This window comes from Pseudomonas sp. ICBG1301, from assembly GCF_016918385.1.
GTDB classification, from domain to species: domain Bacteria; phylum Pseudomonadota; class Gammaproteobacteria; order Pseudomonadales; family Pseudomonadaceae; genus Aquipseudomonas; species Aquipseudomonas palleroniana.
This window is the reverse complement of record NZ_JAEKGB010000001.1, coordinates 166,579-180,560: the sequence shown is the minus strand read 5'-3', so window position 1 is coordinate 180,560 and position 13,982 is coordinate 166,579. Positions and strand designations below refer to the sequence as shown.

The following is a 13,982-nucleotide window of genomic DNA, read 5'->3' as shown; positions in this document are numbered from 1 at the left end:
GTCACGGTATGCATTCCCACGCAGAGCGTGGGAACGATCTGACTGGAGGTGACTATGAACAACTGGATCAGCGCCCTCGCCGACCTGCAGAACCAGGGTGAACCCTGCGTGCTGGTGACCATCATCGAAGAGCTCGGCTCCACGCCGCGCAATGCCGGCTCCAAGATGGTGATCAGCGCCGCGCAGAGCTTCGACACCATCGGCGGCGGGCACCTGGAATACAAGGCCATGCAGATCGCCCGCGACATGCTCGTGCGGGGTCAGCAGAACACTCATCTGGAACGCTTCAGCCTGGGCGCGAGCCTGGGCCAGTGCTGCGGCGGCGTGACGGTGCTGCTGTTCGAACCCATGGGCCAGGTGCAGGCGCAGATCGCGGTGTTCGGCGCCGGCCATGTCGGCCGTGCGCTGGTGCCGTTGCTGGCGAGCCTGCCGTGCCGGGTGCGCTGGATCGATTCGCGTGATCAGGAGTTTCCGCAGCACATCCCCGAGGGCGTGCGTAAAATCGTCAGCGAAGAGCCGGTGGACGAAATTGCCGACCTGCCGGTGGGTAGTTACTGCATCGTCATGACCCATAACCATGCGCTGGACCTGGAACTGACCGCCGCCCTGCTCAAGCGTAATGACTTTGCGTATTTCGGCCTGATCGGTTCGAAGACCAAACGCGTCAAGTTCGAACACCGCCTGCGTGATCGGGGCTTCGACACCGCACAACTGCAACGCATGCGCTGCCCCATGGGCCTCACCGAGGTCAAGGGCAAGCTGCCGGCAGAGATCGCCATCTCCATCGCCGGTGAAATCATCGCCACCTATAACGCCCATTTCGGCCAGCACACCGCGAGCGCCGAACCCATTGCCAAGCTGCTGCCGGCGTCCCGTCGCAGCCAAGCTTCGACTCCTTTTGCCAAGCATTGAGATGACCATGCCTTTGACTCGCAAAGCCTACCGTGCCGCCCTCCTGCACAGCATCGCCGACCCCGCTGAAGTCGGGATCGAAGCCTCCTATGAGTATTTCGAAGACGGCCTGCTGGTGATCGAAAACGGCAAGATCAGCGCGCTCGGCCATGCCGGGGACCTGCTGCCGACCCTGCCCGCCGATATCGACATCACCCATTACCAGGATGCGCTGATCACTCCCGGCCTGATCGACACTCATATTCACCTGCCGCAAACCGGCATGGTCGGCGCCTATGGCGAGCAGCTGCTGGACTGGCTCAACACCTACACTTTCCCGTGCGAAAGCCAGTTCGCCGACAAGGCGCACGCCGAGGAAGTCGCCGATATTTTCATCAAGGAACTGCTGCGCAACGGCACCACCACCGCATTGGTGTTCGGCAGCGTGCACCCGCAGTCGGTGAATGCGTTCTTTGAAGCAGCGGAAAAGCTCGACCTGCGCATGATCGCCGGCAAAGTGATGATGGACCGCAATGCGCCGGACTACCTCACCGACACCGCCGAATCCGGCTACCAGGAAAGCAAGGCGTTGATCGAACGCTGGCATGGCAAAGGCCGCCTGCACTATGCCGTCACGCCGCGCTTCGCGCCGACCAGCACACCGGAACAATTGGCGCTGGCCGGCCAACTGCTCGGCGAATACCCGGACCTGTACATGCAGACTCACATCAGTGAGAACAAGCAGGAAGTCGAATGGGTGAAAGCGCTGTTCCCGGAGCGCAACGGCTACCTGGACGTGTACGACCACTACAAGCTGCTGGGTGAGCGTTCGGTGTTCGCCCATGGCGTGCATCTGTGCGATGAAGAGTGCGCACGGTTGGCCGAGACCGGCTCGGCGGTGGCGTTCTGCCCGACGTCGAACTTCTTCCTCGGCAGCGGCTTGTTCAACCTGCCGATGGCCGAGAAACACAAGTTGAATGTGGGGCTGGGCACGGACGTCGGCGGCGGCACCAGCTTCTCACTCCTGCAAACCCTGAACGAAGCCTACAAGGTCATGCAACTGCAGGGGGCGCGGTTGAGCCCGTTCAAATCGCTGTACCTGGCGACCCTGGGCGGCGCGCGCGCACTGCGCCTGGAAGACAAGATCGGCACCTTGCAACCGGGTACCGATGCGGACTTCCTGGTACTGGACTACAACGCCACGCCACTGCTGAGCTATCGCCTGAAGCAGGCCAATAACATTGCCGAGACGTTGTTTGTGTTGATGACGCTAGGGGATGACCGCACGGTGTTGCAGACGTATGCAGCTGGTCAATTGGTGCACCAACGCTGACTCAACCAACACCCCACAGCATTGTGGGAGGGGGCTTGCCCCTTCCACAATTGATTGGGTTTACAACTTTATGGACGAGCGCCCCGGCTTCTTGGTCTGCAGCAAATGCGAGAACACCGCATGCAGGTCATCCGATGCGCTCTCTTCATCGAGGTTGAGCTTGCTGTCGATGTGATCCATGTGGTGCATCATCAGGTTCACCGCCAGCGTCGCGTCGCGTGCTTCGATCGCGTCGATCAACTGGGTGTGCTCATCATAGGAACAGTGCGAGCGGTTACCGCTTTCGTACTGGGCGATGATCAATGAGGTCTGGGACACCAGGCTGCGCTGGAAGCTGATCAGCGGCGCATTCTTCGCCGCTTCGGCCAGCTTCAGATGGAATTCACCGGAGAGGCGGATGCCCGCGCCACGGTCGCCACGGGAGAAACTGTCGCGCTCGTCATTGACCATCTGACGCAACTCGGCCAACTGATCGGCGGTAGCATGCTGCACCGCCAACTCGGTGATCGCACGCTCCACCAGACGCCGGGCCAGGAATACCTGGCGTGCCTCTTCCACACTCGGGCTGGCCACCACCGCACCGCGATTGGGCCGCAACAGCACCACGCCTTCATGGGCCAGGCGCGAAAGTGCACGACGAATGATGGTGCGGCTCACGCCGAAGATCTCGCCCAGTGCTTCTTCACTCAATTTGGTTCCGGGCGCCAGGCGTTGTTCGAGGATCGCCTCGAAGATATGCGCGTAGACGATATCGTCCTGGGTTCCGCTGCGACCGGCCTTGCCGGCACGCGGTTGTTTCTTGAGAGGTTGCAACTGTTCGTTCATGGGCACTCGGGTTTGGAGAACGGCGGCGAATTAACGGTGATACGGCAGCTTCAGGGTAATACGGCAACAACGGGTCGCTGGCAAGTATCACCTAAAAACAACGCATATTGTACACAACCCAGTACGCCAACACACTGTACGGCTGTTTGCGGTGTCGGCTGTATTGCAATGCCTTGTCACGTTTGAGTTTAGGCTTGAATCCGCTATTTCTCCGGTAAAAGGAACACCCCCCACATGTCCAACGCCACCCACGCGCCTTTGCGCCCGCTGGCCGACACTTGCGCGTCCGCCGTCGTCGCCGGCTTTATCGCCATGATGACCGGCTACACCAGCTCCCTGGTGCTGATGTTCCAGGCCGGACAAGCCGCCGGTCTGACCAGCGCACAAATTTCTTCGTGGATCTGGGCGATCTCCATCGGCATGGCGGTGTGCAGCATTGGCCTGTCGCTGCGCTACCGCACACCGATCACCATCGCCTGGTCCACACCCGGCGCGGCGCTGTTGATTACAAGCCTGGGTGGCGTGAGTTACGGCGAGGCCATCGGCGCCTTCATCACGTGCGCCGTGCTGGTGACGATCTGCGGGATGACCGGCAGCTTTGAAAAGCTGGTCAAACGCATCCCCGCATCGTTGGCGGCGGCATTGCTGGCCGGGATTCTGTTCAAGATCGGCAGCGAGATTTTTGTCGCCGCACAGCATCGCACCGGCCTGGTACTGGGGATGTTTTTCACTTATCTGATCATCAAGCGCCTGTCACCGCGCTATGCGGTGCTGGCCGCGCTGATCATCGGCACGCTGCTGTCGGGGTTGATGGGCCTGCTGGACTTCAGCGGCTTTCATCTGGAGGTGGCGACACCGGTGTGGACCACGCCGCACTTCTCGCTGGCGGCGACCATCAGCATCGGTATCCCGCTGTTCGTGGTGGCAATGACTTCACAAAATATGCCCGGCGTTGCCGTGTTGCGAGCCGACGGCTACAACGTGCCCGCCTCGCCGCTGATCACTGCCACCGGCCTGGCCTCGCTGGTGCTGGCGCCCTTCGGCTCCCACGGCATCAACCTGGCGGCGATCAGCGCGGCGATCTGCACGGGCCCCCACGCCCATGAAGACCGCAACAAGCGCTATACCGCCGCGGTCTGGTGCGGTGTGTTCTATGGCATAGCGGGGGTATTCGGCGCCACGTTGGCGGCGTTGTTTGCGGCCTTGCCCAAGGAGTTGGTGCTGTCGATTGCCGCCTTGGCGTTGTTTGGCTCGATTATCAATGGCCTGAGCATCGCCATGAATGAACCGAAGGAACGCGAAGCGGCGCTGATCACCTTTATGGTCACCGCGTCAGGCTTTACCTTGTTTTCCATCGGTTCGGCGTTCTGGGGGATTGTGGCAGGGGTATTGACGCTGCTGATTCTGAACTGGCGCACACGCACTTGAGGGCATGGACGGCTTCAAGCACGCCGGCCATGTCTTGCGCGGGACGGTGTCAGTGGCGCAGAAGCTTGCGCAACGGCACACCGTCCTTCAACACCGGTGACTTGATCACGATGTAGCTGAAGTACTTGGAGATGCCGATGTTCTTGTCCAGCAAGCCCTCCACCACTTCCTGATAGTGCTGGATGCTGCGGGTCATGAAGCGCACCAGGTAGTCGTAGCCGCCACTGATCAAGTGGCATTCGAGCACTTCGTCCACCAGGCGGATGTTGGATTCGAACTTGGCGAAATCTTCACGCTTGTGGTCGCTGAGGGTGATTTCGGTGAATACCGTGACCGAATCGGTGATCTTGGCCAGGTTCAAATGCGCTTTGTAGCTGGAGATATACCCGGCTGACTCCAACCGCTTGACCCTTTGCAGGCACGGGCTTGCAGACAACCCCACGGCATCGGCCAGGCTGACGTTGGTCATCCGGCCGTCTTTTTGCAATTCCACCAGAATACTGATGTCGATCCGGTCCAGCTTGACGAGCCCTTCCATTGCGTACCTCTTGACTGCCGTTTGTAAGACAATCTTCTAGCAAGATCAGCGCCGTAACGACAACTGATGCTGAGCCACCAAGTCAGCCATGCTGTTGATGCAATAGTCGGCCGCGCACGGCACGGGCTGTCGAGCCCGCTGACGGCCGATCAGGCAGCGATCCAGTGCCAGGTCGGCGTCCACTGAAGGTTGGGTTACATGCAATACAGGCTGGACCTGCGGGCCTTGCTGGTCAAGCCATTGCTGGGCATCGACCAGTGAGATGAAATCGTCGGTTTCTATACCCAGGCGCTCGCACAACAGCCCACGGTCTTCGAAATTGCGGTCGCCACGCACCAGCAGGCGATAGAACTTGCGCAAGTACAGCATTGCCCCGGGCGCATCTTCGAACAGCGACCAGTTGCCTGCCGAACGAGCAAAGCTCATCCCCTCCTCCCAATTGGCCGCCAGCCCCCAGCGCTCAGCCAGTTGCCGATGGGCGAAACACAACATGCCGCTGACGCCAAGCTCGGCAAAACGTGGGTACAGGCCCGCGATCACCGCGTGGAATTCGGCCAGTACCGCTTCCCGAGGCGGCGGCTTGCCACCCCGGCTGTCGAGCAGCGGCTGCAACGCCGCCAGCACGCCCGAGTCGCGATCCACCAGGACGCCATCACAATCGATCAGCAACGCGCGGTAATCGGTCAGTCCCATGCGGTTCAAGCCTCCAATGATGCAGTGTGGTCGTCCGTGCGCCATAACGGTTCACGGACGGTGCCGCCATCAGGTCCCGAGGCGGGCCCTGGCTCAGTTCAAGACCCGTGCCAAGGCTGCATCGAGAATCTGCACGGCCTCGTCGACCTGCGCCTCGGTCACCACCAGCGGCGCGAGGAAGCGCAGCACGTTGCGGTGCACGCCGCATTTGATCACCAACAAACCACCGGCGCGGGCTTCATCGATCACCCGCTGATTCAGCTCGGCATCCGGGGTGCGCGCCGAATCATCTTTGATCAGCTCGATCGCCAGCATAAAACCGGTGCCGCGCACATCACCAATCCGCGGGTAGCGCGCCTGCAAGCCCAGCAGGCCCTGACGCAGGCGTTCGCCCAGCACTTGGCTGCGCGCCAGCAATTGCTCCTGTTCGAACGCCGTGATCACCGCCAGCGCCGCCGCGCACGCCAAGGCGTTGCCGCCGTAGGTGCCGCCCAGGCCACCGGGCAGCGGTGCATCCATGATGTGGGCCTTGCCCACCACGCCGGACAACGGCAAACCGCCGGCCAGGCTTTTGGCCACGGTCACCAGGTCAGGCTGGATCCCGGCGTGCTGGAAACCAAACCAGGTGCCGGTGCGGCCGAAACCGGTCTGGATCTCATCCAGGATCAGCACAATGCCGTGCTTGTCGGCCAACGCACGCAACGCCTGGAGAAACTCGGCCGGCGCCGAGAGGAAGCCGCCATCGCCCTGCACCGGTTCGATGATGATCGCCGCCACGCGCTCCGGGGCAACCTGGGTGGCCAGCAATTCATCCAGCGCCTGGAGCGCCAGTGCACTGGTCACGCCGCGATAAGCATTGGGATAAGGGGTATGGAAAACCTCCGGCGCAAATGGCCCGAAGTTCTGTTTGTACGGCTGGCTCATGCCGGTGAGCGTGGTCCCCAGCAACGTACGGCCATGGAAACCGCCGCGGAAGGCGATGACCGCCGAACGATTGGTATGGGCGCGAGCGATCTTCACCGCATTCTCCACCGCCTCGGCGCCGGAGGTGAAAAACGCCGCCTTGTAATCGTCCTCCCCACCGACCAGTTCACACAGGCGCTGGGCCAGGTCGAGATAAGGCTGGTACGCCACCACCTGGAAGCAGGCGTGGGAGACTTTCTGCAACTGGGCCTGCACCGCCGCCACCACTTGCGGATGGTTATGGCCGATGTTCAACACGCCGATACCGCCGACGAAGTCCAGATAGCGCTTGCCTTCCACGTCCCACAACTCGGCGCCCTGGGCGCGATCGATCACCAGCGGATGCGCGGTGATCAGGCCGCGAGGTACGAATTGATCGCGCTGGCGGAGCAAATGTGGGGTTTCGTCGACTCTGCTGTTCATGGCATTTCCCATTGTGAGACCGGCAACCTGAGACGGTTGCGATGCCACTCAGAGTACGACCTGGCGGAAACGAACTGCACCGAACTTGCCCCGTGAGAAATTCGGATCAACTGTTTTGCCCCTGTGTTTCAACAGATCCTGCGCCGTGCCTGGAGGATGATGAGGGCTACTTTCAACCCTGCGGAGATGCCCATGGCTCTGCTTTACAAATCCGACCCGGTACGCGGCGAGCGCTGGCAGGCACTGTTTGCCGAGCATGCACCGGACATCGAATGGCGCGCCTGGCCCGACATCGGCGATCCCGCCGAGATCGACTACCTGGCCGCCTGGCTGGCACCCGACGATCTCGAGCAACGGCTGCCCAATCTGAAAGTGCTGTTTGCGGTGTCGGCCGGGGTGGATCAACTCGACCTCGCCCGTTTGCCGGCGCAGCTGCCCGTGGTGCGCTTGCTCGACCCCGGCATCACCCGTGGCATGTGCGAATACGCCAGTTGGGCCGTGCTCAGCCTGCACCGTGACATGCTGCGCTACCGCCAGCAACAGCTGGCGCACTGCTGGCAGGCGCACCTGTTGCAACCGGCGGCGAACCGCCGCGTCGGTGTGATGGGCCTGGGCGCCCAGGCCCAACAGATCCTCGCGACGCTGGCGCCGTTGGGGTTTGCCTTGTCGGGCTGGGCACGCAGCCCTCATCAGTTGCCGGGTGTGGAGTGTTTTGCCGGTGAGGCGCAATTGCCGGCGTTCCTCAACCAGTGCGATATCCTGCTGTGCGTGCTGCCGCTGACCGAGCAGACCCAAGGCATTCTCAATCGGCGCCTGTTCGCCCAACTGCCCAAGGGCGCCGCGTTGATCAACATGGGGCGTGGCGGGCACCTGGTGGAAGAGGATTTGCTGCAAGCCCTGGCCAGCGGGCAACTCAGCGGCGCCGTGCTGGATGTAGTGCAAGAGGAACCGGCACCGGCGGACCACCCGTTCTGGGGCCACCCACAGATCCTGCTCACGCCCCATATTGCCGCGATGACCCAACCGGACAGCGCTTTTGCGGTGCTATTGGAAAATATTCGGCGGCACCAGCGTGGCGAGCCGATGCTGGGTGAGGTGGATCGCAGCAAAGGTTATTGATTGCCCCCCTATCCGTTACCACGGCAACGGGTAGGGGCCTCGGGTGTCGTCAGCGCACCAGCCTTTGGGTAATCGCCGCGCCCACTTCCTGCGTTGACGCCTTGCCGCCCAGGTCTGGCGTGATCACCCCCTCGGCAATCACCGCTTCGATCGCCTGCAGGATGGCGTCATGGGCCGCCCGATAGCGCGCATCGCCATTGCCGAGGAAATCCAGCATCAGCGCCCCCGACCAGATCATCGCAATCGGGTTGGCGATGTTCTGCCCGTAGATATCCGGCGCCGAACCGTGCACCGGTTCGAACAGCGAAGGAAAGCGGCGCTCGGGATCGAGGTTGGCCGACGGCGCAATGCCGATAGTGCCTGCACACGCCGGCCCCAGGTCCGACAAAATGTCGCCAAACAGGTTGGACGCCACGACCACGTCGAAGCGATCCGGCTGCAGCACGAAGCGTGCGCACAGGATGTCGATGTGCTGTTTGTCCCACGTCACCTCTGGGTAGTCAGCCGCCATCAGCGCGGTACGTTCATCCCAGTAAGGCATGCTGATGGAGATGCCATTGGACTTGGTCGCCGCCGTGAGCTTCTTGCGCGGCCGGCTCTGGGCCAGATCGAAAGCGAACTTGAGGATGCGATCGACGCCGCGCCGGGTGAATACCGACTCCTGCAACACGAACTCATGTTCGGTGCCTTCGAACATCTTGCCACCCACCGATGAGTATTCACCCTCGGTGTTTTCACGAATGACCACGAAATCGATATCACCCGGCTCGCGCCCGGCCAGTGGGCATGGCACGCCAGGAAACAGCCGGACCGGGCGGATATTCACGTACTGGTCGAAGTCGCGGCGGAACTTGAGCAGCGAGCCCCACAGCGAAATGTGATCCGCGACCTTGGCCGGCCAGCCCACGGCGCCGAAGTAAATGGCGTCGAAGTCCTTGAGCTGCTCGAACCAGTCGTCGGGCATCATCTGCCCGTGTTGCAGGTAGTAATCACAGTGGGCCCAATCGAACACTTCGATGCTCAGGTTCAGGTCCCAAACCCTGGCGGCCTGCTCCACTACCCGCAGCCCTTCGGGCAACACTTCCTTACCGATGCCGTCGCCGGCAATGGCGGCGATTCTGAATGCCTTGCTCATGGATCCTGCCTCACTCGTTCAACCCGCCAATGTGAAAAGCTTTGACTTCAAGGTACTCGTCCAGCCCGTACTTGCTGCCTTCGCGCCCCAGCCCCGATTGCTTGATGCCGCCGAACGGCGCGACTTCCATCGAGATAATCCCGGTATTGAGGCCCACCATGCCGAACTCGAGGGCCTCCCCAAAGCGCCACGAGCGCGCCAGGTTCTGGGTGAAATAGTAGGCGCCCAGGCCGTACGGAGTGGCGTTGGCCAGGGCCAGTGCCTGTGCCTCGTGGGTAAAGCGCATCAGCGGCGCCACCGGGCCGAACGTTTCTTCGTTGGCCAGCAGCATTCCTGCATGAGCGTCGCCCAGCACCGTGGGTTGCACGAACGGGCTGTCGTCAGTCGGGATTGCGCCGCACAATAACGTCGCGCCCTGGCTCAAGGCATCCTCGATATGCCGCGTCACTTTGGTGACCGCCGCCGGGTTGATCAACGGGCCAATGCTCACGCCCTCCTCCAGGCCGTGGCCGACCTTGAGTTTGTTCACCTCTTGCACCAGGCGCGCGGCGAAGCGCTCGTAAATACCGTCCTGCACCAGGATGCGGTTGGCGCACACACAGGTTTGCCCGGCATTACGAAACTTGCTGAGCATGACCCCCGCGACCGCCTGCTCGAGGTCGGCATCGTCGAACACCACAAACGGCGCATTGCCGCCCAGCTCCAGGCTCAAGCGCTTGATGTGCTCGGCGCTTTGGCGCATCAGCAGGCGGCCGACGGCGGTGGAACCCGTGAAGGAAATCTTGCGCACGCTCGGGTTGCCGGTCAGTTCCGTGCCAATACCGGCAGGCAGCCCGGTGATCACGTTGAACACGCCGGCCGGGATGCCGACGCGCTCGGCCAGTACCGCCAGGGCCAGGGCCGACAACGGGGTGAGGTCCGATGGCTTGACGATGATCGGGCAGCCGGCGGCCAAGGCCGGCGCGCATTTACGGGTGATCATCGCATTGGGGAAATTCCACGGCGTGATAGCGGCACATACGCCCACCGGCTGCTTGAGCGTCAGCAGACGCCGGTCGCCGCTGGGTGCCGGCATGGTTTCGCCGTAGACCCTGCGCGCCTCTTCGGCGAACCACTTGACGAAGCCCGCGCCGTAGCGGATCTCACCCTTGGCTTCATTGAGCGGCTTGCCCTGCTCGCGAGTCATGATCAGCGCCAGGTCATCGAGGTTATCGAGCATGGCCTGGTACCAGCGCTCCAGCAGCGCGGCGCGTTCGGCGGCCGGGCGTGCACGCCAGGCGGGCCAGGCACGCTCGGCGGCTTCGATGGCGCGGCGGGTGTCGACCGCGTCCATGGCCGGTACCCTGGCGAGCACCTGGCCGGTGGCAGGGTCGAGGACGTCCAGAGTGGCGCCGCTGTCGGCGGCGATCCATTGGCCATCGACATAGGCGAGTTCAGTAAGGAGGCTGGGGTCTTGCAGGCGAGTAGTGAGCATGGTCGGGTCCTGGTTCGAGACACGCTCCAGTCTAGGGAGGTGCCACGAACAAGGATGCCGAAAGCGTCGCGTGGGCAGCGTGGCCTGCTGAAATTGCGCCCAGGACGGCAGGCTCTGCTAGGCCTTCAATGAACCGAGCAGGCCGTGCAGGAACACCTCTCCAGCCTCCATCTGGCTGATCTCGATAAACTCATCGGGCTTGTGCGCCTGTTCGATCGAGCCCGGCCCGCACACCACCACCGGAACATCCAGGCGCTGCTTGAACAGGCCGCCCTCGGTGCCGAAAGACACCTTGGCAGTGCCCGTGTCCGGCGCGGCAAACTGTTTGAGAAAGCGCACCGCTTCGACGCTGGGATGGGTATCCAGGCCCGGGTAGACGTTGAGGGTCTCGATCTCGATAGCCGCGACGCTCGACAGTTTCTTCGCCTCCTGCACGATCACTTCGGCCCGCTCGCGCAGTTGCTCCAGGAAGTGCTCGAGGTCGTCGGCCGGCAAGTTGCGCACCTCGAAATCCAGGGTGCACAGGTTCGGCACGATATTCAGCGCCTTGCCCCCGACAATCTGCCCGACATGCACGGTGCTGTAGGGCACGTCGTAATCGGTGTCCTGGGCGCCATGGTGCTGCAACTGCTGCTGGCTCTCACGCAGCGCGGCGATAAAGTCGCAAGCCACATGGATGGCGTTCACCGAACGCGGCGCCAGCGACGAGTGCGCCTCCAGGCCACGGCAATAGGTGCGGTAGGAACCCTTGCCCTTGTGGCCCAGCACAAATTGCATGTTGGTCGGCTCGCCCACCACGCACAGAAACGGCCGTACCGGCGCCAGATGCAGCACATCCAGCAAACGTCGCACGCCGACGCAGCCAATCTCTTCATCATGGGACAGGGCCAGTTGCAACGGGCGACTCAACGGGTGATCGGCCGCCTCGAGCATCGCGTCAATGGCCAGGGCGATAAAGCCCTTCATGTCGCAACTGCCACGCCCATAGATCCGCCCGTCCTGGACGGTGGCGGCGAACGCCGGAAAGGTCCAGGCCTGCCCTGCCGCCGGTACCACGTCGGTGTGCCCGGAGAGCAACACGCCAGGCTGGCCCTCAGGGCCGGTACTGGCGAACAGGTTGGCCTTGCGCCCGCTGGCGTCCTTGACGATCAGCGACTCGATGCCACGGGTCAGCAGCAGGTCACGCACATATTCGATCAAGGCCATGTTCGACTCCGATGAAACGGTGTCGAACGCCAGCAGTTTTTTCAGGATATCCAGTACGCGAGGTTTCATCAGACCTGGCTCCGTTGCAGGGCAAAAAGGGCAAGGCGCCGACTCATGCGCAGGCTCCCGAAGTTTCAATCACCCGGCCTTGCTGGGTCTTGAGCAGTTGGGCAGCGTCATGGTGGCAGAGAATTTCACTGCCATTGTCCAAGACGCGCCGGCTGGGCGGCACGCTGTTGCACAGGCCGTCGACGCGCATCGGGCAGCGATTGAGGAAGCTGCACAGTTGCAGCCCGCCGGCGTTTGCACCCACCGGCGGCAACGTGCCGCTGGTCGCGCCGCACGTTTCCAGCCAGCCCTGGCGCAATTCCGGCACCGAGTGAATCAACAGGTCGGTGTAGGGATGGAACGGTGGCTCGGCAAACGTCTGGCGGCTGCCGGCCTGGACCTTCCGGCCGCTGTACATCACCACAATGTCATCGCACAGCGCGCGCACGGTGGAGATGTCGTGGCTGATAAACAGGTAGGACACACCCAGTTCCTGGCGCAGATCGCGCAACAGTTCCAGGATCGCCGCCCCCACCACGGTATCCAGGGCCGAGGTGACTTCATCGCACAGGATCAGGTCCGGCTCGGCGGCCAGCGCCCGGGCCAGGTTGACCCGCTGCTTCTGCCCACCGGACAACTCGCTGGGGCGCCGGCCGGCCAAGGTGCGTGGCAGGCGCACCAGGTCAAGCAATTGCTCGGTGCGCTCGCGCAACGCCTTGCCCTTGAGGCCGAAGTACATTTTCAACGGCCGGCCGATGATGGCCTCCACGCTGTGCATCGGGTTGAGCGCGGTGTCGGCGTTCTGGAACACCATCTGGATGCGTCGGAACTGTTCCGGCGTGCGCTCGGAAAGGCAGCCTCCGAGCGGCTGGCCGTCGAACCTGAGGCCACCCAGGGCGGGCGGCAACAACCCCGCGACCACCCGCGCCAGGGTCGACTTACCCGAGCCGGATTCGCCGATCACACCGATCGCCTGGCCCCTGCGCACGGTGAGGTCGATGCCTTCGAGCACACGGATCAGCGGCAGGCCCTGCGCATTTTTGTTGCCGTAGCCGGCCGTCAGGCCGCTGATGGTCAGCAGTGGCGTGTCTTCGGCGATGCCGGACGGCGGACGGATCGTCGCGTCCGGCTGCGCGGCCGCCAGCAGGCTGCGCGTGTAGTCATGCGCCGGGGCTTCGAGCAGCGGCGCGGTGGCGCTCTGTTCGAGAATCTGGCCATTGTTGAGCACCACGATACGGTCGGCCATTTGCGCCACGACCGCCAGGTCATGGGACACATACACCGCCGTCGCGCCGCGTTCGCGTACCACGCGCTTGAATGCCCGCAGCACGTCGATCTGCGTGGTCACATCCAGCGCCGTGGTCGGCTCGTCGAGCACCACCAGCAAGGGGTCGCTGATCAGCGCCATCGCCGCCATCACCCGTTGCAACTGCCCGCCGGAGACCTGGTGCGGGTAGCGTTGGCCGATGCGCTCCGGGTTGGGCAAGGCCAGGTCACGGAACAGACCGATCGCCTTGGCCTCCAACTCGACGCGGCTACCCAGCCCGTGGATCAGTGCGCCTTCTACCACCTGGTCGATGAGCTTTTTCGCCGGGTTGAACGCGGCGGCCGCACTCTGCGCGATATACGACACGCGGTTGCCGCGCAGCTTCTGCAACTGGCTTTCGCTCGCGGCCAGCATGTCGTGCTCACCGACACGCACCACCCCGCCGGACAACCGACACCCACGTCGCGCGTAGCCGAGCAGCGACAGGGCAATGGTGGTCTTGCCGGAGCCGGACTCGCCGATCAACGCCAGCACCTGGCCCTGCTCCAGCGCGAAGCTCACGCCTTTGACGATTTCCACTTCGCCGTGCTCGCCACAGGCGACGACACGCAAGTCTTCGACACGAATCAATTCCGTCAT

At 62.9% G+C, this 13,982-nt stretch carries 12 protein-coding genes; 4 read left to right on the top strand and 8 right to left on the bottom strand.

Annotated elements, in window-relative coordinates; genetic code table 11:
* Positions 1–54: 54 nt before the first annotated feature.
* Together xdhC and guaD are read left to right on the top strand one after the other, a co-directional pair.
* Positions 55–912 (top strand): xanthine dehydrogenase accessory protein XdhC, encoded by an 858-nt coding sequence (gene xdhC / locus JBE38_RS00830; RefSeq protein WP_205343356.1) that lies wholly within the window; start codon positions 55–57, stop codon positions 910–912.
* Positions 913–919: 7 nt separating this feature from the next.
* Positions 920–2,224 carry a guanine deaminase gene (gene guaD / locus JBE38_RS00825; RefSeq protein WP_060756206.1) on the top strand — a complete coding sequence of 435 codons (1,305 nt, stop codon included), beginning with the start codon at positions 920–922 and terminating at the stop codon, positions 2,222–2,224.
* A 60-nt stretch (positions 2,225–2,284) separates the two neighbouring features.
* Here guaD and JBE38_RS00820 read toward each other — a convergent pair whose 3' ends face one another.
* Positions 2,285–3,049 (bottom strand): GntR family transcriptional regulator, encoded by a 765-nt coding sequence (locus JBE38_RS00820; RefSeq protein ID WP_060756181.1) that lies wholly within the window; start codon positions 3,047–3,049, stop codon positions 2,285–2,287.
* 234 nt (positions 3,050–3,283) lie between these two features.
* On the opposite strand from JBE38_RS00820, the gene JBE38_RS00815 reads away from it, so the two are divergent.
* On the top strand, positions 3,284–4,477 hold the full coding sequence (locus JBE38_RS00815) for a benzoate/H(+) symporter BenE family transporter (RefSeq protein ID WP_090369341.1): 1,194 nt from the start codon (positions 3,284–3,286) through the stop codon (positions 4,475–4,477).
* Between the two features lie 49 nt (positions 4,478–4,526).
* On the opposite strand, the gene JBE38_RS00810 is transcribed toward JBE38_RS00815, so the two are convergent.
* From JBE38_RS00810 to gabT, 3 genes are all read right to left on the bottom strand, one after another.
* Complete coding sequence (locus JBE38_RS00810; RefSeq protein WP_003230384.1) at positions 4,527–5,015, bottom strand: Lrp/AsnC family transcriptional regulator; 489 nt, start codon at positions 5,013–5,015, stop codon at positions 4,527–4,529.
* A gap of 45 nt (positions 5,016–5,060) precedes the next feature.
* Positions 5,061–5,708, bottom strand: a complete 648-nt coding sequence (locus tag JBE38_RS00805) for a 2-haloalkanoic acid dehalogenase (RefSeq protein WP_205343355.1) — start codon at positions 5,706–5,708, stop codon at positions 5,061–5,063.
* Between the two features lie 93 nt (positions 5,709–5,801).
* A complete protein-coding gene (gene gabT / locus JBE38_RS00800; protein ID WP_205343354.1) occupies positions 5,802–7,094 on the bottom strand; it encodes a 4-aminobutyrate--2-oxoglutarate transaminase in 1,293 nt (430 codons plus the stop codon).
* Between the two features lie 192 nt (positions 7,095–7,286).
* Between gabT and JBE38_RS00795 the strand changes: the two genes are divergently transcribed.
* Positions 7,287–8,213 (top strand): 2-hydroxyacid dehydrogenase, encoded by a 927-nt coding sequence (locus JBE38_RS00795; RefSeq protein WP_205343353.1) that lies wholly within the window; start codon positions 7,287–7,289, stop codon positions 8,211–8,213.
* A 49-nt stretch (positions 8,214–8,262) separates the two neighbouring features.
* Here JBE38_RS00795 and JBE38_RS00790 read toward each other — a convergent pair whose 3' ends face one another.
* From JBE38_RS00790 to JBE38_RS00775, 4 genes are all read right to left on the bottom strand, one after another.
* On the bottom strand, positions 8,263–9,348 hold the full coding sequence (locus tag JBE38_RS00790; protein ID WP_090369331.1) for a tartrate dehydrogenase: 1,086 nt from the start codon (positions 9,346–9,348) through the stop codon (positions 8,263–8,265).
* Positions 9,349–9,358: 10 nt separating this feature from the next.
* The gene (locus JBE38_RS00785) at positions 9,359–10,822 is read right to left on the bottom strand and encodes an NAD-dependent succinate-semialdehyde dehydrogenase (RefSeq protein WP_060756187.1); all 1,464 of its coding nucleotides are present in this window, start codon (positions 10,820–10,822) and stop codon (positions 9,359–9,361) included.
* Between the two features lie 117 nt (positions 10,823–10,939).
* Entirely contained in the window at positions 10,940–12,097 is a 1,158-nt protein-coding gene (gene argE / locus JBE38_RS00780) for an acetylornithine deacetylase (RefSeq protein WP_104994502.1), read from the bottom strand.
* Positions 12,098–12,140: 43 nt separating this feature from the next.
* The gene (locus JBE38_RS00775) at positions 12,141–13,982 is read right to left on the bottom strand and encodes an ABC transporter ATP-binding protein (protein ID WP_205343352.1); all 1,842 of its coding nucleotides are present in this window, start codon (positions 13,980–13,982) and stop codon (positions 12,141–12,143) included.